Here is a 16,480-nt window from a genome sequence, read left to right as displayed (position 1 = left end):
GGCGCGCGGCAGGATGACAGGGCGTCATGCCGTCACGTCGAAGGGCATTCCCGGCCTATTGCATGCAAACGCCGCGACGCACGGGGCGCCGCGGCGGGGCATGACCGATGGCCGGCCTTACTTGCTGGCGTAATCGACGCTGACCCGGGCCGACCGGACCGAGACCGTTTCGCCGTCGCGAGCGAAGGTGAACAGGCGGTCTTTCACGCCGGGCAGACCGAACGTGACCTTGTCGCCATCCGCCAGGTGCATCCGCAGGCGGGCGGGATCGGCGGGCGCCTCGCCGGTCACATAGAAGGCGGTCAGCGCGTAGGCGTCGCCGTCCTCGACCCAGTAGACGCTCATGTCGGCATCGGTTTCGTGTAGCGTCGCGCCGGCGTTTGCCCGTGTCACCGTGACGGTATCGGCAAAGGCCGTGGTGGCTGTCAGGGCAAAGGCGGCGGCGGTAAGGATGGCTTTCATGGGGTACCTCATTTCGTTGCGGGTGGGTGCCGTCATTGGGGGGATGTCGAGCCGGCACGCTGATTCTGCGATGCAGCATAGTCCTGCCGCGAGGGCCGCGGCTAGTCGTCCATTCCGCATACCGGCCATGCGCCTCGGGAATAAATCACTGTAAATAAAGAATACTTTTGCATACACGCATACGGCGGCATACCGCGGCGGCCCTGTTAACCGATCGGGCCGGGGCGCCGTTCCTCGCTGAGAAGTACGTTCGCCTCGACGCCGCCGACCCCCGGTAGGGTCATGATGCGGCGGCGCAGCACGCGCTCGAAATCCGAGATGTCACGGGCCACCACACGCAGGCGATAGTCGTAGAGGCCCAGGATATGCTCGACCGTCTGAACCTCGGGGATGGCTGATACGGCGCGCTCGAAATCGGCAAGGCTGACGCGGCCCTTGGTGGCCAGTTTCAGGCCCAGAAAGACGGTGACGCCGAACCCCAACGCCTCCTTGTCCAGATCGAGACGTTGGGTTTTCAGGATGCCGGCGTCGCGCAATCGCTTGATCCGCCGCCACGCCGCGGGCTGGCTGAGACCCAGGGCACGGCCGATGGCGCCCGCCGATTGCGTGGCGTCCTGCACCAGCGCGCGCAGGATCTGGCGGTCGGTGGTGTCCAGTTCGATCATAGGGGCAAGACCTCGTTGGTCTTGATCCGGGCCACGTGCATCAAGGCCTCGATATCGGTGATGTGGGGCAGGGTCAGGATCGCGGTGCGATAGATCTCCTGGTAATGGGCCATGTCGCGGGCGATGACCGACAGGCGCGTGTCGACCCGGCCCAGGAAAGACTGGATTTCCAGAACCTCGGGGATGGCGCGGGCGGCGTCGGTAAACTCGTCGAAGGCGGTGGGCAGGGTCTTGTCGAGCGTGATGCGCAAGGAGACCTCGACCGTATAGCCGAGCGCGGCCCAGTCGATCACCGCGTGATTGCCGCGCAAAAGCCCGGCCTGCGCCATCCGGTCCAGCCGCCGGGCACAGGTGGCGGGTGTGACGCCTGCGAGCCCCGCTAGGTCGGCGGGGCCGAGCGTCGGGTCGTGCTGGTACTGGCGCAGGATGCGGCGGTCGGTGTCGTCGAGTTGCATGGAATTTTCGAGAATTTGCAGAACAGTGAATGATTATCGCATCAATTCCGAAAATCCTATCGAAAAAGCCGGGATCGCTTGCGAAATATTCTTCATCTTCCACGTCATCTGACGACAAAGGAGAGAACCATGCGCGTCTATTACGATCGCGATTGCGATATCAACCTGATCAAGGACAAGAAAGTCGCCATCCTGGGCTATGGCAGCCAGGGCCACGCCCACGCGCTGAACCTGCGCGACAGTGGCGCCAAGAACCTCGTGGTGGCGCTGCGCGAGGGCAGCCCCTCGGCCAAGAAGGCCGAAGGCGAGGGCCTGAAGGTCATGGGCATCGCCGAGGCGGCGGCCTGGTGCGACCTGATGATGTTCACCATGCCCGACGAACTGCAGGCCGAGACCTACAAAGCCCACGTGCATGACAACCTCCGCGAAGGCGCGGCGATTGCGTTTGCCCACGGCCTGAACGTGCATTTCGGCCTGATCGAGCCGAAAGAGGGCGTCGACGTCATCATGATGGCGCCCAAGGGCCCCGGCCACACCGTGCGCGGCGAATACACCAAGGGCGGCGGCGTGCCCTGCCTGGTGGCCGTGCACAACGACGCGTCGGGCAAGGCGCTGGAACTGGGCCTTTCCTATTGCTCGGCCATCGGCGGCGGGCGTTCGGGGATCATCGAGACCAACTTCCGCGAAGAGTGCGAAACCGACCTCTTCGGCGAGCAGGCCGTGCTGTGCGGTGGCCTGGTGGAGCTGATCCGCATGGGCTTCGAGACGCTGGTCGAGGCGGGCTACGCGCCCGAGATGGCCTATTTCGAGTGCCTGCACGAGGTGAAGCTGATCGTCGACCTGATCTATGAGGGCGGCATCGCCAACATGAACTACTCGATCTCGAACACGGCCGAGTATGGCGAATACGTCAGCGGCCCGCGGGTTCTGCCCTACGAGCGGACCAAGAAGGAGATGAAAGCGATCCTGCACGACATCCAGACCGGTGCCTTCGTGCGCGACTTCATGACCGAGAACAAGGTCGGCCAGCCGTTCTTCAAGGGCACCCGTCGCATGAACGACGCGCACCAGATCGAGGAAGTGGGCGAGAAGCTGCGCGCCATGATGCCGTGGATCTCCGCCGGCAAGATGGTCGACAAGGAAAAGAACTGACGCCATCGGGACCAAAAAAGGAAAGAGCCGGTAACGTGTACCGGCTCTTTTCGTTCTTTTCAGTCGACCGACTTGTGAGAATCGCCGTCCTTGGCGAGCGAACTTGGCGGGACATCGGGATCTTTCCTGCGTTGTTCGGTCTTTTGCTTGTTGCGCGCGGCCAGAATGAGAACGATCACCAGGGTGATGATCGACAGGGCCGCGGCGCCGATGGCTATTTCCATGTTGGGCCTCCTTTCGTCCACATGACCTGACTGCGCCGTCGTAAAAGACAATACGCGAGGGACGTTTTGACACGCACCGGCATCCCAGAGAGTTAAATTGAATGGAAAAAACGATTGTTGTCGGGCCGCTGAACTGGCTCAGACTTTGTGCGCTGGGCATGATCTGGGGCGCCTCCTTCATGGCGGTGAGCGTGGCACTGGAAGGGGTCGGACCGCTGACCGTGGTGGCGGTCCGGCTGTGCCTCGGGGCGCTGTTCCTGCTGGTGCTCTGCCGCGCGATGGGCCGGGGGCTGCCGCCTCGGCGCGGGCCGCAGGCCGGGCGGCTGTGGATGTTCATCCTGGCCATGGGTCTTTTTTCCAACGCCTTGCCGTTCTTCCTGCTCAGCTGGGGGCAGCAGGTGGTCGCCTCTGGATTTGCGGGCGTCTGCATGGCGGCGGTGCCGCTTTTCGTTCTGCCGCTGGCGCATGTCCTGGTGCCGGGAGAGCGGATGCACCTGCGCCGCGCGGTCGGGTTCGTCATGGGGACCGCCGGTGTGATCGTGATCATAGGGCCGGAAGCGTTCCGCTCGACCGGGGCGGAGTTCGAGACACTGGCGCGGCTGGCCTGCGTGGGCGCGGCGGGCTGCTACGCGGTGGGGTCGATCTTTACCCGGCTGGCGCCGGAGGTTGACCGCATGTCCCTGGCCGCAGCGGTGCTGACCGTGGGGGCGGTCGTGTTCACGCCCTACGCGCTCTACATCGAAGGCGTGCCGCAAATTCCCCAGGGCCGGGCGTTCTGGGCGCTGATCTATCTTGGTCTCCTGCCCACGGGCGTGGCCCAGATCATCCTGGTGACCGTGATCCGTGATGCCGGCCCGGTGTTCCTGAGTCTGGTGAACTACCAGGTGCCGATCTGGTCGATCATCTTCGGCGCGGTGGTGCTGTTCGAGGCGTTGCCGCCCAGCCTCTTTCTGGGGCTCGCGCTGATCCTGGGCGGTGTGGCGCTCAGCCAGCTGGGCGCGCTGCGGCGGTTGTTCGGCACCCGATAAAATTCGTACGAATTTTATCGGGCCGGAAAATTTCTAATTTTCCGCGGCAACGGTGGCGGCCATCCACAGCCTGAGCGCCTCCGCCGTTTCGGCCACGTCATGCACGCGGTGGATCTGGACGCCCTGCGCCACCCCGGCCAGCGTCACGGCGATCGAGCCGGGCGCGCGGTGTCGCGCCTCTTCGGTGCCGCCGATCGTGCCGATGAAGCGTTTGCGCGACGCGCCCAGCAGGACGGTGCAACCCAGCCCGTGAAAGAGCGCGAGGTTGTGCAGAAGCGTCACGTTGTGCTCCAGCGTCTTGCCGAAACCGATGCCGGGGTCGGCGATGATCCGGTCGCGGGGGATGCAGGCGGCCTCGAGCGCCGTAATCCGCTCATCGAGCCAGTCGTAGATGTCGAGCGCGACGTTCTCGTAGCGCGGGTTCTTCTGCATCACGTCCGGCGTGCCCTGGGCGTGCATGACGCAGACCGGCAGCCCGGCTTCGGCGCAGAAAGGCGCGAGCGCGGGGTCGAAGGTGAAGCCGGCCACATCGTTGACAAGGTTCGCGCCGGCCTCATGCGCGGCGTGGGCCACGGGGGCCTTGCGGGTGTCGATGGAGACGGGCACGTCCGAGCGCTGGCGCAGGGCGGCGATCACGGGCGCGGTGCGGGCGATTTCTTCGTCCAGCGGCACCACTGCCGCACCGGGGCGTGTGGATTCCCCGCCGATATCGACGATCTCGGCGCCCGCGTCGACCATCGCCTCGGCCCGCGCCAGGGCCGCATCGGGCGCGCTGTGTTCGCCGCCATCGGAAAAACTGTCGGGTGTGACGTTCAGGATGCCCATCAGGGTGGGGCGCGACACGTCGAGCCCGACGACGGGTGCGCGGGGTGCGGTCAGCCGGGTGAGTACCTCGGCCGGAACATCGTGCGCCGGGATCAGCCGGGCGGGTGCGTCGCGGTCAAGGACCTCGACAGTGTCGAACCAGCACCAGCCGCCGGCCAGGGGCAGGGCCGTGGCCGAACGGGCGTGATCGGTGCGGGGGATGGGGCGGTAGTAGGGCATGTCGTCTGGGCGATACGAGGTCCCGGGTCAAGCCCGGGACGGGTTTGCCTTGGAGCCGGGGCGTGGCGCAAGGCGGTTGGGAGGTCCCGGATCAAGTCCGGGACAGCTTGTGAGACGCGGTTTCACAAGCCGCTCTGGGCGATGTCCTGCACCAGTACCGGCACGGGCGGATCCTTGGGCGGCATCTCGCCGATCAACAGCAGGTCCGAGGCATCCATGTGCCCGGCGAACCATGCCGCCAAGCCCACCGGATCGTCCGGGCCGGTGCGCGGACCGTCCACGGCGTCCAGCACGATCTTCGAGGGCGCCCAGACGCAGATCTGGCCATTCTTCATCGCCCAGTCCAGCTCCGTCCGCGTGCCCACCACCACGCAGCGGTCGTCGCGCCCCGCCAGCACCCAGGCGTTCTGTTCCAGCGCCAGCAGATCGACGCGGCGCTGCGACATGCGGTGCCCGGTCTTGGGGCTGTCGACACGGTTGTGGCCGACGCAGAGGATCACCGGCTCGGCCCGCGCCTGAAGCTGGTCGAGCCAGCGCGACAGGTTGGGCGAGCCGATGGCGGTGTTCGACAGGTAGACGACATGCGGATGCGGTGTGATGTCGGCGTGATGGCCCACGGGCTTGGTCTTGAGGTCCTCGACCGAGCGGACGATTTCCACCCCGAGCGCACCGGGGCCACGGTCCAGTTTCTCGACCCGCACGAAGGTTCGTACCGCCTGCGGTTCCAGCAGGATGCGTTCGGCGATGCGGTCGGCCAGTGTTTCCAGCAGGTTCAGGCGTTCTTCGGCCAGTTCGGCGGCGATCGCCTCGGTGACCTTGTCATAGCTGAGGATGCGGTCGACGTCGTCATCGATCGCGGCGGTCATCGGGCGCACCTCAACCACCACGTTGAAGGCGACGCGCTGGGTGGTGCCACGCTCGGCCTGGAAGGCGCCGATCTCGACCTCGACCACGTGGTCGCGCACCGAGATCCGGTCGAGCGGCCCGTCGGGCGCGGTCGCATCGGCGCGTTCGGACGGGTGCGCGAACGCGAGCCGGATTTCCTTGGACATGTGGGCCTCCCCCAGCTTTCATCCTGCCGGGCATACCATGCAGCGGGGGACAGGTGGAACCCGTAAATTCGTCGGCCCGCCGGGGACGGAACGCAAGCGGGCCGAGACACGTTTCCCACGGGAATAACAGGAGAGCGCTCATGACAGCGAACGACGCGCAGAACCGGAGTTTCATTCATCCAAACGTCGCGGAAGTCGATCAGAGCGACCGGATCGTGCCGGTCAACCTGCGGCAGTCAGGCGCGACCCCGGTCGAGATGCTGGTCTCGACCCGAGTCCGCAAGTCGCCCTTCTGGCACCTGTCGGTCGAGGCGGGGGCGTGGCGGGCCACGGTTTACAACCGCATGTACCACCCCCGCGGCTATGTCCGCGAGGAGGACGGCGGCACGATGGCCGAGTACCGCAGCCTGGTGCATCGCGTCACGCTGTGGGATGTCGCGGTGGAGCGGCAGATCCGCGTGCGCGGGCCCGACGCCGAGGCGTTTGTCAATTTCGTCATCACCCGCGATGCCACGAAGATAGAACCGATGCACGGCAAGTACTGCATCCTGTGCGACCCCCGGGGCGGCATTCTGAACGACCCGGTGCTGCTGCGGTTGACCGAGAATGAATTCTGGTTCTCAATCTCGGATTCCGACCTGTTGCTTTGGCTGCGCGGCGTCAACGTGCACGGCAACTGGGACGTAGAGATTGACGAGATCGACGTCGCTCCGCTGCAGGTGCAGGGGCCACTCTCCGAAGACCTGATGGTCGACCTGGTGGGGAAGGCGCTGAGTGACGTTCCCTACTACGGCATGATGGAAGCGCAGATCGGTGGCGCGCCCGTCGTGATCAGCCAGACCGGCTTTTCCGGCGAGAAAGGCTATGAGGTCTATGTGCGCGACGCCTCGGAGAATGCCGAGAAAGTGTGGTACGCCATACGCGGCACCGGCGCGCGCTACGGCCTGCGGGTGATCGCGCCCGGGCATCACCGCCGCATCGCGGCCGGCATCCTGTCCTGGGGGCAGGACATGGATCACGAAACCTCGCCTTTCCAAGTGAACCTGGCCTACCAGGTGCCAAGGGAAAAGACGGCGGATTACATAGGCAAGGCGGCGCTCGAACGTCAGCGTGAGGCCATCGAGGCAGGGGATTACCCGTTCCGCCTCAAGATGGTGGGGATCAAGCTGGGCGGGCTCCCGGTGACGGATTATCCCTCCGATTTCTGGCTGGTGCAGGACGCGGACGGCAACCGGGTGGGTTATGTCACCTCCGCATGGTGGTCGCCCGAACTGGAAGTGAACATCGCGCTGGCCTTCGTGCCGTGGAGCCTGTCCGGGACCGGATCGCAGTTGAAGGTGGAACTGCCCGAGGCCTATGCCGAGAATTCCGGTCATGCGGCCGCGGCGGAGGTCTGCGAGGTGCCGTTCCGCGAATCCGAGCACCCCAATGTGCGCGAGGTTCGCGGCTGAGCCCTGGACTCCGGCGTTGCGCCTGCCGGGCGGCATGCGAGTCATCTGGGTCTGGTCCGAAGAGGTCGCCAAGGCTTTCATGGGCTGGAAACCCGGCGGCCACCGGCCCGGTGCGAAGATTTCCGCAATCCGCACATTGCGCCCCTCGCCACGGCCGGGCTTCGCACTATTCTTCTCGGCGAATGGCGTTCCGGTTTCCGCCGGTCCGCCACCCCACGCAACAGACGGGGAGGTACCCCAATGACCACCAGACGCAAATTCCTGATCGGCAGCGCCGCGGTCGGGACCGTGACCGTGCTGCCCTCGCTTGCCCTTGCCGCCGAGGAAGGCGCCAGCATGAGCTTTCTCGACGGGGCCGTCAGCATTCACCCGATCTCGCACGCCTCCTTCGTGATGGAAACGCCGGCAGGCGTGGTCTATGTCGATCCGGTGGGCGAGGCGTCGGAGTATGAAGGTCTGCCCGAGCCCGAACTGATCCTGATCACCCACCGCCATGGCGACCATTACAGCGCCGACCTCCTGAGCGCGCTGCCAGAGGTGCCGATCCTGACCAATGCCGACGTGATGGGCATGATGCCCGAAAACATGCAGGGCCGCGCGCAGGCCATTGCCGCGGGCGAGACGACCGAAATGATGGGCCTCGGCATAAAGGCCGTGCCAGCCTACAACATCACCGAAGGCCGGTTGGATTTCCACCCGCAGGACCGCGGCGATATCGGTTTCGTCGTGACGGTGGACGGCAACCGCATCTATATCTCGGGCGATACCGAAGGCACCGACGAGATGCGCGCGCTGGAAAATATCGACGTGGCGTTCGTGTGCATGAACCTGCCCTTCACCATGACCGCCGAACAGGCCGCAGACGCGGTGGCCGAATTCGCCCCTGCGGTCGTGGTCCCCTACCACTACCGCGGCCGCGACGGCGGCACGCAGGACCCCCAAGCCTTTGCCCAGATGCTCGAGGAGGCCGGGGCCGAGACCGAGGTGTCGCTGCACGACTGGTACAACGGCAGCCTGAGCTGACGCCCGGGCACCAAGTCGCCGCGCCCGAGGCAGGGCGCGGTGGCACGACACCGCCACCGCATACACGCCTGCTAGATATAGAGAGCCCCATGAAAGTCACAATCCTGATCGCCGCCATGACGTGTCTTCCCGGCATGGCCCTGGCCCAGTCCGGCCCCAGCCTGTCCTTCTCGGCGGGCATCGGCGGCAATTACCAGCCCGAGTATTTCGGTTCGGACGATTACGAGGCGGGCGTGACCGGCGGGTTCAGGTTCGGCCACCTCAAGATCGGCCGGCTGGAGTTCGGCGACCCCGATCCCAACGCGGTGGACCTCGGCTGGCGGCCGCGCGGCGCGTTCCGCCTGATCGGGGAACGTGACAGTTCGGATCATGCAGAGCTGGCGGGGTTGAACGATGTCGATTTCAGCGTCGAGATCGGCGGCGGCATCGGCTACACCGCCGAGAATTTCCAGGCCTTCGCGGACGTGCGGTATGGCGTCGTCGGCCACGAAAGCTGGGTGGGCGAGCTGGGCGCCGACGCGATCTTCCGCCCCTCGGACGACTGGACCGTCACCGTGGGGCCGCGGGTGCTGTGGGGCTCGGACGACTACAGCGCGACCTATTTCGGGGTCACCCCAGCCGAGGCGGCCGTATCGGCCTTTCCCGCCTACGCGCCCGGCTCGGGCATCGTCAGCGCGGGGATCGAGGTGGGCGCGCAATACGAGCTGTCGCAGAACTGGTATCTCGACGGAACGCTGGCCTGGAACCGGTATGTCGGCGACGCAGCGGACTCGCCGATCGTGCAGGACGACGACAGCTTTGTCGCCTCGCTGGTGGTCATGCGGCGGTTCAACTTCGGTCGCTGATGCGGGCTTTGCGGATGTGTCTGTCAGATAGCCCAGGTCTCTTCGGGGGCTTCGCATTCTTTCCCGCGAGCGATCCAGCGGCAGGGACGGCGCGAGGTTAAGGTCCAGGTCAAAGGTCAGTCGTTGGCGCGCCTCAGCGGCGACTTACAAGCCACCGCACCAGGGACCAGCCTGTCAGCGCCGCAAGTGCGGCGAATGCGACGAGTCCGGTCGAGCGGGCAAGGGCGCCCAGCTTCAGGATCGAGTTTGGGTCGGCGATCTGCGTGCCGCCATTGACCAGCACCAGCGTCACCGCACCCGGGATCAGCATGAGCCTCGCCGCGATCGGCCAGAACAGCCAGCGGGTCAGTGAGGGATGGAACATCGCCCCGATGCGTTGCTGCCACCACATCAGGGCGCAGACCATTGCCGGCAGGATCAGCGCCAGCAGAACACCGATGAGAGGGGCGACGACGACTTCGTAGGTTGGCCCGCCGCCATAGGACCACTGTCGCATCGCCCCGCCGGAACCGAACGGAAAGCTCAGGATCAGGTGCGGCGCCCATCGGGCCACCACCACGGTCGCGACGCCGATCAGCAGGAACATCTCGGTTCCCAAGACATAAAGTCGCCACGGCGCTGCGCCGCGCCGGTGCAGGGCGATGCCACCGATCAGGGTCGCGACGATACAGGCAAGATAGATCATCCCGCGAAGCCTCTCTTGAACGAAACAGGCCCCGGATTTCTCCGGGGCCTGCGTGTTGGCTCAGGCTGGACAGCCGCCGATCAGTGATGTGCGGGCTGCTTGTCCCAGTCTTCCCGCTTGGGCAGCTGCTCGAACGTGTGTTCGGGCGGCGGGCAGGGCAGGGTCCATTCCAGCGTGTCCGCGTATTCGTTCCACGGGTTGTTCTGCGTCACCTTCGCGCCCCGGAACAGTGCGTAGAACACCACGCCGAAGAAGAAAATGAACGAGGCGAAGGACAGGAACGCACCGATCGAAGACCACCAGTTCCAGATGGCGAACGCCTCGGGGTAGTCGATGTAGCGGCGCGGCATGCCCTGACGTCCCAGGAAGTGTTGCGGGAAGAAGGTCAGGTTCGCACCGATGAACATCGCCCAGAAGTGCAACTGGCCCATCCATTCGGGGATCATGCGCCCGGTCATCTTGGGGAAGTAGAAATAGACCCCCGCGAAGATCGCGAACACCGCGCCGAGCGACATCACGTAGTGGAAGTGTGCCACCACGTAGTAGGTGTCGTGATAGGCCCGGTCGATGCCCGCCTGGCTGAGGACGATGCCGGTGACGCCGCCCACGGTGAACAGGAACAGGAAACCGAACGCCCAGAGCATCGGCGTCTTGAACTCGATCGCGCCGCCCCACATCGTGGCGATCCAGCTGAACACCTTCACGCCCGTCGGCACCGCGATGACCATCGTGGCCAGCATGAAGTAGGATTGCTGGGTCAGCGACATGCCCACGGTGTACATGTGGTGCGCCCACACGACGAAGCCGAGGAAGCCGATGGCGATCAGCGCCCAGACCATCGGCAGGTAGCCGAAGATCGGCTTGCGCGCGAAGGTCGCGATCACGTGGCTGATGATACCGAAGCCGGGCAGGATGATGATGTACACTTCCGGGTGGCCGAAGAACCACAGGATGTGCTGGTAGAGCACCGGGTCACCGCCGCCGGCCGGATCGAAGAAGGTCGTGCCGAAGTTGCGGTCGGTCAGCAGCATCGTGATCGCGCCCGCCAGGACCGGCAGGGCCAGCAGGATCAGCCACGCGGTGACGAAGATCGACCAGCTGAACAGCGGAACCTTGAACAGTGTCATGCCCGGCGCGCGCATGTTCAGGAAGGTGGTGATCATGTTGATCGCGCCCAGGATCGAGCTTGCGCCCGACACGTGCACGGCAAAGATCGCCAGGTCCATCGACATGCCCGCCTCGGTCGTCGAGAGCGGCGGATACAGCACCCAGCCCACGCCGGAACCCAACTGCCCGTTGCCGCCCGGCGCCAGAAGCGAGGCGACCCCCAGCGAGGTGCCGGCGACATAGAGCCAGAAGCTGAGGTTGTTGAGGCGCGGGAACGCCATGTCCGGCGCGCCGATCTGCAGCGGCATGAAGTAGTTGCCGAAGCCGCCGAAGAGGGCGGGGATCACCACGAAGAACATCATCAACACACCGTGATAGGTGATCATGACGTTCCAGAGGTGCCCGTTCGGGGTGCATTCGCCGGCGGCCGCCGCGGTGAACCGCGCGCCTTCCATGCACATGTACTGCACACCCGGCTCCATCAGTTCGAGCCGCATGTAGACGGTGAACGCCACCGAGATCAGCCCGACGAATGCGGACGTCACCAGGTAGAGAATCCCGATATCCTTGTGATTGGTGGACATGAACCAGCGGGTGAAGAACCCGCGATTGTCTTCGTGTCCGTGGCCGTGAATGGCTGCGTCTGCCATCTGGGTGCCTCCTGCTGGTCAATTATACGGGGACACCAGCTGGCGAAAGGGTCAGGCAGACTCCCCCGCGACGTGTCCCGCAACACGAGAGAGGTTCTAGAATGCCCCGCGACGATGAGCAATGCGCCAGATTGACATATGCGGATATTTTTTGTCGCAGTGTGCCGAGAGGCGAAATTCGTTGAAGTCCCCGCAAAACTTAACGATTTCTTCACCGTGAAGGTGTCTGACGGGCGCGGGGCCGGAGGCCCGATTGCAGCAATCGAAAATGACCGGGCGCTCTTGAAGCCCCTTCGGCCCACGCATAAGGTTCACCCCGACGCGGGCCGATCCACGGCCCGACCATGCGCATCAAGAGGCAGGCAACATGACAGACCCGATGGAAACCTACATGAACACGCTCGTCCCCATGGTGGTCGAGCAGACCAGCCGCGGCGAACGGGCCTACGACATCTTCTCGCGCCTGCTGAAGGAGCGGATCATCTTCGTGAACGGCCCGGTGCATGACGGCATGTCCAGCCTGATCGTGGCCCAGTTGCTGCACCTCGAGGCGGAAAACCCCTCGAAGGAAATCTCGATGTACATCAACAGCCCCGGCGGCGTGGTGACCTCCGGCCTGTCGATCTATGACACGATGCAGTACATCAAGCCCAAGGTCAGCACGTTGGTCATCGGCCAGGCCGCCAGCATGGGCAGCCTCCTGCTGACCGCCGGGGCCGCGGGCATGCGCTATTCGCTGCCCAACAGCCGAATCATGGTGCACCAGCCCTCGGGCGGCTATCAGGGTCAGGCGACCGACATCATGATTCACGCCGAGGAAACGCTGAAGCTGAAACGGCGTCTTAACGAAATTTACGTAAAACACACCGGACAATCCCTGAAGAAGGTCGAGGATGCGCTGGAGCGCGACAACTTCATGTCGCCCGAGGAGGCCAAGGCCTGGGGCCTGATCGACGAAATCGTGGAAAACCGGGCGAAAGGCGACGAAGAGGGCAGCTGATCCGCATGGTCGGACGCAACGGGGGGCAGCGGCGATTTTGACATTGAGGTGCCAAACGCTCTGCCCTAAGCTGCCCGGGACGGACGAGAAACCAGGGACCCGCGCAAGGGCCGGCTGACCCGGCCACATCCCCGCGGATGGCGCAACACGACGGGTCGGATACGTGACGCAAGGCGTCAAAAGGTGCGAGAATGGCGAATAATTCCAGTGGCGACAGCAAGAACACGCTCTATTGCAGCTTCTGCGGCAAGAGCCAGCATGAGGTCCGAAAACTGATCGCGGGCCCCACCGTGTTCATTTGCGACGAATGTGTCGAGCTGTGCATGGACATCATCCGCGAAGAGACCAAGACCGCCGGGCTGAAGGCCACCGATGGCGTGCCCACCCCGCGCGAAATCTGTGACGTGTTGGACGATTACGTGATCGGCCAGTTCACCGCCAAGCGGGTGCTGTCGGTCGCGGTGCACAACCACTACAAGCGGCTGAACCACTCCGGCAAGAACGACATCGAACTGCAGAAGTCGAACATCCTGCTGATCGGCCCGACCGGCTGTGGCAAGACGCTTCTGGCGCAGACGCTGGCCCGCATTCTCGACGTGCCATTCACCATGGCAGACGCCACCACCCTGACCGAGGCCGGTTACGTGGGCGAGGATGTCGAGAACATCATCCTCAAGCTGTTGCAGGCGTCGGAATACAATGTCGAACGCGCGCAGCGCGGGATCGTCTATATCGATGAGGTCGACAAGATCACCCGCAAGTCCGAAAACCCCTCGATCACCCGAGACGTGTCGGGCGAGGGCGTGCAGCAGGCGCTGCTGAAACTGATGGAAGGCACTGTCGCCGCGGTGCCGCCGCAAGGCGGGCGCAAGCATCCGCAACAGGAATTCCTTCAGGTGGACACCACCAACATCCTTTTCATCTGCGGCGGTGCCTTCGCCGGTCTCGACAAGATCATCAGCCAGCGCGGCAAGGGCAGCGCAATGGGCTTTGGTGCAGACGTGCGCGACAACGACGCCCGCAACGTGGGCGAGGTATTCAAGGATCTCGAACCCGAGGATCTGCTGAAATTCGGCCTGATCCCGGAATTCGTCGGCCGCCTGCCGGTCATCGCCACGCTGGAAGACCTGGATGAGGAGGCGCTGGTCACCATCTTGACCCAGCCCAAGAACGCCCTGGTCAAGCAGTACCAGCGCCTGTTCGAGCTGGAGAACGTGACGCTCAGCTTCACCGAGGACGCGCTGACCGCGATCTCCAAGCGGGCGATCGAACGCAAGACCGGCGCGCGCGGCCTGCGCTCGATCCTCGAGGATATCCTGCTCGACACGATGTTCGAGCTGCCCGGCATGGAAGACGTCGAGGAAGTGGTGGTCAACGAAGAGGCCGTCAGTTCCGAGGCCGCACCGCTGATGGTGCATGCCGAGTCCAAGAAGGAAGGCACCAGCGCCGGCTGATCCGGCGGCGGGCTTTCTGCCGCACAAATTTTTACGAAAAGTTTGGGCAAGAAAATTCGAATTTTCTTGCCCATTTTCTTTGAAAGAAAATGGTCCCGCGCCGACGCGCACGACCGGTCTGCGACCAGAGCCTTTTTGCCGGCCATTGCCCGCGACCGGCAAAGACAGGCCGCCGCGGCGGTCTTGCGGGCTGGACCTTGGCGGCGATCTGCGGCATATCGGGGCCAGGGACATTCCGGAGGATCACGATGGGTCTGCTCACCTCGCTTCTGCGCGCCGTCACATGGTGGAACGGCGCCACGCTCAACACGATGATTCACACCCGCCGCAAGGGCGTGAAGGTCGGTGAGGACGATCAGGGCAACATCTTTTACCAGACCAGCGACGGCAAGCGCCGCTGGGTGATCTTCAACGGCGAGGCCGAGGCCAGCCGCGTCAGCCCCGAATGGCACGGCTGGCTGCACCACACCTACCGCGAGCCGCCCACCGAGGCGCCGTTCAAGCGCAAGCCGTGGGAAAAGCCGCACGAGGAAAACCTCACCGGCACCGCGCTGGCCTATGCGCCCGCCGGCTCGATCCGCCGCGCCGACCCGGCCGAGCGCCGCGACTACGAGGCCTGGAGCCCCGAGTAACCCCGACCCTTCGAGCCAGGAGCACCGCGATGGCCAGCGAGAACATGACAGAGGTCGCCGTCGGCGGGGCCGTGCTGGCTCTTGCCGTGGGCTTCGTGATCTATGCCGGACAGGTCAGCGGTTTTTCCGGCGCCGCGCCGGAATACGAGCTGCGCGCCAGCTTCCGCAGTGCCGACGGCATCGACGTGGGCACCGATGTGCGGCTCGCCGGAGTGAAAGTCGGCCGCGTCACCGACATGCAGCTCGACCCCGAAACCTACCGCGCCCGCGCCGTCTTTACCGTGCGCGAGGATATCGAGGTGCCCGACGACAGCGCGCTCGCGATCAGTTCCGAGGGCCTGCTGGGGGGCAATTTCGTCGAGATCATGCCCGGCGGTTCGCCGTTCTATTTCGCCGCCGGCGACGAGATCGAATTCACGCAAGGCTCGGTCAGCCTGATCGGGCTTCTGACCAAGTTCGTGGCCGGCGACGACATGACCGGAGACGCTCCCGAATGAGCCTGAGGCACCGCAGCACCCTGACTGCCGCACTGGTGGCGCTGGTTCTCGCCGCGCCGGTCGCGGCGCAGGACGAGGTAGAGGTCGGCACCGGCGTCGTCTTGCGCTGGGTCGACAAGATCACCACCGAATCCGGCGACCTCGAGATCGCCAATGCCAGCGCCGGCAACATCGGCCGGATGCGCGTGGAACTGGGCGAATGCCGCTATCCCGCGGGCAACCCGGCGGGCGATGCCTATGCCTTCCTGACCGTTCACCCCGAAGACGCGGCACCCCCAATCTTTTCGGGCTGGATGCTGGCCTCGTCGCCCGCGCTGAACGCGGTGGAACATCAACGCTACGATATTTGGGTGTTGCGTTGCACCACCCAGTGAGAGGACGGATCGAAGGGCGGGTAATTGATATCCGCCGTCACCTCCAGCGCGGCCCTGAGCAGGTCGCGGTACACGGCCCGCGGGATCTCCTCCGCGCCTAGGCTGGCCAGGTGATCGGTCTGGAACTGCGTGTCGAACAGGACGAAACCGCAGCGCCGCAGGTGCCCGGTCAAATGCGCCAGCGCCAGCTTGGACGCGTCGGTGCGGCGCGAAAACATGCTTTCGCCGAAGAACGCGCCGCCGAGGGTCACGCCATAGACCCCGCCCGCCAGCACGTCGTCTTGCCAGATCTCCAGCGAATGGGCATGGCCCCTGGCGTGCAACTCCATGTAAAGGCTGCGAATCTGGCCGTTGATCCAGGTCTCCGCCCGGTCGGCGCAACCATCGACCGTGCCCGCGAAATCGGCGTTCAGCGTCGCGGTATACTCAGCCCGCCGCAGCCGTCGCGCAAGCGAGCGCGATACGTGGAACCCCTCCAGCGGCAGCACGCCGCGCAGCCGCGGGTCGACCCAGAACAGCTCGGGATCATTGCGCGATTCGGCCATCGGGAAAATGCCCGCGGCATAGGCCTGCAACAACAGGTCGGGGTCGAGAGGCAGCTGGCGGTCTGACATGGGCGATCGGAGGGCGGGCCCGCGTTAAGGCTTCGTTACATGACCCCATGCTAAGCTTTTGCACGC

Annotated in this window: 19 protein-coding genes; 10 read left to right on the top strand and 9 right to left on the bottom strand. The window is 64.8% G+C overall.

The window, feature by feature from the left end; translation table 11 throughout:
• Nucleotides 1-117: 117 nt before the first annotated feature.
• From RBB31_RS09435 to RBB31_RS09425, 3 genes are all read right to left on the bottom strand, one after another.
• Nucleotides 118-462 (bottom strand): hypothetical protein, encoded by a 345-nt coding sequence (locus RBB31_RS09435; RefSeq protein WP_306129041.1) that lies wholly within the window; start codon nt 460-462, stop codon nt 118-120.
• A 206-nt stretch (nt 463-668) separates the two neighbouring features.
• On the bottom strand, nt 669-1,127 hold the full coding sequence (locus RBB31_RS09430) for an Lrp/AsnC family transcriptional regulator (RefSeq protein ID WP_306129040.1): 459 nt from the start codon (nt 1,125-1,127) through the stop codon (nt 669-671).
• Complete coding sequence (locus tag RBB31_RS09425; RefSeq protein WP_306129039.1) at nt 1,124-1,582, bottom strand: Lrp/AsnC family transcriptional regulator; 459 nt, start codon at nt 1,580-1,582, stop codon at nt 1,124-1,126. The genes RBB31_RS09430 and RBB31_RS09425 overlap by 4 nt, the downstream gene beginning before the upstream one ends.
• A gap of 129 nt (nt 1,583-1,711) precedes the next feature.
• On the opposite strand from RBB31_RS09425, the gene ilvC reads away from it, so the two are divergent.
• Nucleotides 1,712-2,734, top strand: a complete 1,023-nt coding sequence (ilvC, locus tag RBB31_RS09420; protein WP_306129038.1) for a ketol-acid reductoisomerase — start codon at nt 1,712-1,714, stop codon at nt 2,732-2,734.
• Between the two features lie 59 nt (nt 2,735-2,793).
• Here ilvC and RBB31_RS09415 read toward each other — a convergent pair whose 3' ends face one another.
• Nucleotides 2,794-2,958 carry a hypothetical protein gene (locus RBB31_RS09415; protein ID WP_306129037.1) on the bottom strand — a complete coding sequence of 55 codons (165 nt, stop codon included), beginning with the start codon at nt 2,956-2,958 and terminating at the stop codon, nt 2,794-2,796.
• Nucleotides 2,959-3,059: 101 nt separating this feature from the next.
• On the opposite strand from RBB31_RS09415, the gene RBB31_RS09410 reads away from it, so the two are divergent.
• The gene (locus tag RBB31_RS09410; RefSeq protein ID WP_306129036.1) at nt 3,060-3,986 is read left to right on the top strand and encodes a DMT family transporter; all 927 of its coding nucleotides are present in this window, start codon (nt 3,060-3,062) and stop codon (nt 3,984-3,986) included.
• 33 nt (nt 3,987-4,019) lie between these two features.
• On the opposite strand, the gene folP is transcribed toward RBB31_RS09410, so the two are convergent.
• Both folP and RBB31_RS09400 read right to left on the bottom strand, forming a co-directional pair.
• On the bottom strand, nt 4,020-5,030 hold the full coding sequence (gene folP, locus RBB31_RS09405) for a dihydropteroate synthase (protein ID WP_306129035.1): 1,011 nt from the start codon (nt 5,028-5,030) through the stop codon (nt 4,020-4,022).
• Between the two features lie 122 nt (nt 5,031-5,152).
• A complete protein-coding gene (locus RBB31_RS09400; protein ID WP_306129034.1) occupies nt 5,153-6,082 on the bottom strand; it encodes a dihydroneopterin aldolase in 930 nt (309 codons plus the stop codon).
• A 140-nt stretch (nt 6,083-6,222) separates the two neighbouring features.
• Here RBB31_RS09400 and RBB31_RS09395 point away from each other — a divergent pair, with 140 nt between their 5' ends.
• From RBB31_RS09395 to RBB31_RS09385, 3 genes are all read left to right on the top strand, one after another.
• Entirely contained in the window at nt 6,223-7,533 is a 1,311-nt protein-coding gene (locus RBB31_RS09395) for a glycine cleavage T C-terminal barrel domain-containing protein (protein WP_306129033.1), read from the top strand.
• Between the two features lie 240 nt (nt 7,534-7,773).
• Entirely contained in the window at nt 7,774-8,556 is a 783-nt protein-coding gene (locus RBB31_RS09390) for an MBL fold metallo-hydrolase (RefSeq protein WP_306129032.1), read from the top strand.
• A gap of 89 nt (nt 8,557-8,645) precedes the next feature.
• On the top strand, nt 8,646-9,401 hold the full coding sequence (locus RBB31_RS09385; RefSeq protein WP_306129031.1) for a MipA/OmpV family protein: 756 nt from the start codon (nt 8,646-8,648) through the stop codon (nt 9,399-9,401).
• Between the two features lie 133 nt (nt 9,402-9,534).
• On the opposite strand, the gene RBB31_RS09380 is transcribed toward RBB31_RS09385, so the two are convergent.
• The gene (locus RBB31_RS09380; protein ID WP_306129030.1) at nt 9,535-10,086 is read right to left on the bottom strand and encodes a hypothetical protein; all 552 of its coding nucleotides are present in this window, start codon (nt 10,084-10,086) and stop codon (nt 9,535-9,537) included.
• A gap of 80 nt (nt 10,087-10,166) precedes the next feature.
• Nucleotides 10,167-11,843, bottom strand: coding sequence for a cytochrome c oxidase subunit I (gene ctaD, locus RBB31_RS09375; RefSeq protein ID WP_306129029.1), 1,677 nt, complete (start codon nt 11,841-11,843; stop codon nt 10,167-10,169).
• A gap of 367 nt (nt 11,844-12,210) precedes the next feature.
• Between ctaD and RBB31_RS09370 the strand changes: the two genes are divergently transcribed.
• The 5 genes from RBB31_RS09370 to RBB31_RS09350 all read left to right on the top strand — a co-directional run bounded on the left by RBB31_RS09370 (nt 12,211) and on the right by RBB31_RS09350 (nt 15,800).
• A complete protein-coding gene (locus RBB31_RS09370; protein WP_306129028.1) occupies nt 12,211-12,843 on the top strand; it encodes an ATP-dependent Clp protease proteolytic subunit in 633 nt (210 codons plus the stop codon).
• Nucleotides 12,844-13,034: 191 nt separating this feature from the next.
• Entirely contained in the window at nt 13,035-14,297 is a 1,263-nt protein-coding gene (gene clpX / locus RBB31_RS09365; RefSeq protein ID WP_306129027.1) for an ATP-dependent Clp protease ATP-binding subunit ClpX, read from the top strand.
• Between the two features lie 248 nt (nt 14,298-14,545).
• On the top strand, nt 14,546-14,929 hold the full coding sequence (locus RBB31_RS09360; protein ID WP_306129026.1) for an NADH:ubiquinone oxidoreductase subunit NDUFA12: 384 nt from the start codon (nt 14,546-14,548) through the stop codon (nt 14,927-14,929).
• 29 nt (nt 14,930-14,958) lie between these two features.
• Nucleotides 14,959-15,426, top strand: a complete 468-nt coding sequence (mlaD, locus tag RBB31_RS09355) for an outer membrane lipid asymmetry maintenance protein MlaD (protein WP_306129025.1) — start codon at nt 14,959-14,961, stop codon at nt 15,424-15,426.
• Nucleotides 15,423-15,800: a DUF2155 domain-containing protein gene (locus tag RBB31_RS09350; RefSeq protein ID WP_306129024.1), complete on the top strand. Its 378-nt coding sequence runs from the start codon at nt 15,423-15,425 to the stop codon at nt 15,798-15,800. The genes mlaD and RBB31_RS09350 overlap by 4 nt, the downstream gene beginning before the upstream one ends.
• Here RBB31_RS09350 and aat read toward each other — a convergent pair.
• On the bottom strand, nt 15,764-16,414 hold the full coding sequence (gene aat / locus RBB31_RS09345; protein ID WP_306129023.1) for a leucyl/phenylalanyl-tRNA--protein transferase: 651 nt from the start codon (nt 16,412-16,414) through the stop codon (nt 15,764-15,766). The genes RBB31_RS09350 and aat overlap by 37 nt on opposite strands.
• Nucleotides 16,415-16,480: the final 66 nt, after the last annotated feature.

Source organism: Roseovarius sp. MMSF_3350 (assembly GCF_030733425.1).
In the GTDB taxonomy this organism is placed as follows: domain Bacteria; phylum Pseudomonadota; class Alphaproteobacteria; order Rhodobacterales; family Rhodobacteraceae; genus Roseovarius.
This window is presented reverse-complemented; position numbering and strand designations above follow the sequence as displayed.

Excerpts from the sequence above, each read along its gene's own strand:
- RBB31_RS09435 (WP_306129041.1), bottom strand. The coding sequence starts at position 462 with ATGAAAGCCATCCTTACCGCCGCCGCCTTTGCCCTGACAGCCACCACG.
- RBB31_RS09430 (WP_306129040.1), bottom strand. The coding sequence starts at position 1,127 with ATGATCGAACTGGACACCACCGACCGCCAGATCCTGCGCGCGCTGGTG.
- RBB31_RS09425 (WP_306129039.1), bottom strand. The coding sequence starts at position 1,582 with ATGCAACTCGACGACACCGACCGCCGCATCCTGCGCCAGTACCAGCAC.
- ilvC (WP_306129038.1), top strand. The coding sequence starts at position 1,712 with ATGCGCGTCTATTACGATCGCGATTGCGATATCAACCTGATCAAGGAC.
- RBB31_RS09415 (WP_306129037.1), bottom strand. The coding sequence starts at position 2,958 with ATGGAAATAGCCATCGGCGCCGCGGCCCTGTCGATCATCACCCTGGTG.
- RBB31_RS09410 (WP_306129036.1), top strand. The coding sequence starts at position 3,060 with ATGGAAAAAACGATTGTTGTCGGGCCGCTGAACTGGCTCAGACTTTGT.
- folP (WP_306129035.1), bottom strand. The coding sequence starts at position 5,030 with ATGCCCTACTACCGCCCCATCCCCCGCACCGATCACGCCCGTTCGGCC.
- RBB31_RS09400 (WP_306129034.1), bottom strand. The coding sequence starts at position 6,082 with ATGTCCAAGGAAATCCGGCTCGCGTTCGCGCACCCGTCCGAACGCGCC.
- RBB31_RS09395 (WP_306129033.1), top strand. The coding sequence starts at position 6,223 with ATGACAGCGAACGACGCGCAGAACCGGAGTTTCATTCATCCAAACGTC.
- RBB31_RS09390 (WP_306129032.1), top strand. The coding sequence starts at position 7,774 with ATGACCACCAGACGCAAATTCCTGATCGGCAGCGCCGCGGTCGGGACC.
- RBB31_RS09385 (WP_306129031.1), top strand. The coding sequence starts at position 8,646 with ATGAAAGTCACAATCCTGATCGCCGCCATGACGTGTCTTCCCGGCATG.
- RBB31_RS09380 (WP_306129030.1), bottom strand. The coding sequence starts at position 10,086 with ATGATCTATCTTGCCTGTATCGTCGCGACCCTGATCGGTGGCATCGCC.
- ctaD (WP_306129029.1), bottom strand. The coding sequence starts at position 11,843 with ATGGCAGACGCAGCCATTCACGGCCACGGACACGAAGACAATCGCGGG.
- RBB31_RS09370 (WP_306129028.1), top strand. The coding sequence starts at position 12,211 with ATGACAGACCCGATGGAAACCTACATGAACACGCTCGTCCCCATGGTG.
- clpX (WP_306129027.1), top strand. The coding sequence starts at position 13,035 with ATGGCGAATAATTCCAGTGGCGACAGCAAGAACACGCTCTATTGCAGC.
- RBB31_RS09360 (WP_306129026.1), top strand. The coding sequence starts at position 14,546 with ATGGGTCTGCTCACCTCGCTTCTGCGCGCCGTCACATGGTGGAACGGC.
- mlaD (WP_306129025.1), top strand. The coding sequence starts at position 14,959 with ATGGCCAGCGAGAACATGACAGAGGTCGCCGTCGGCGGGGCCGTGCTG.
- RBB31_RS09350 (WP_306129024.1), top strand. The coding sequence starts at position 15,423 with ATGAGCCTGAGGCACCGCAGCACCCTGACTGCCGCACTGGTGGCGCTG.
- aat (WP_306129023.1), bottom strand. The coding sequence starts at position 16,414 with ATGTCAGACCGCCAGCTGCCTCTCGACCCCGACCTGTTGTTGCAGGCC.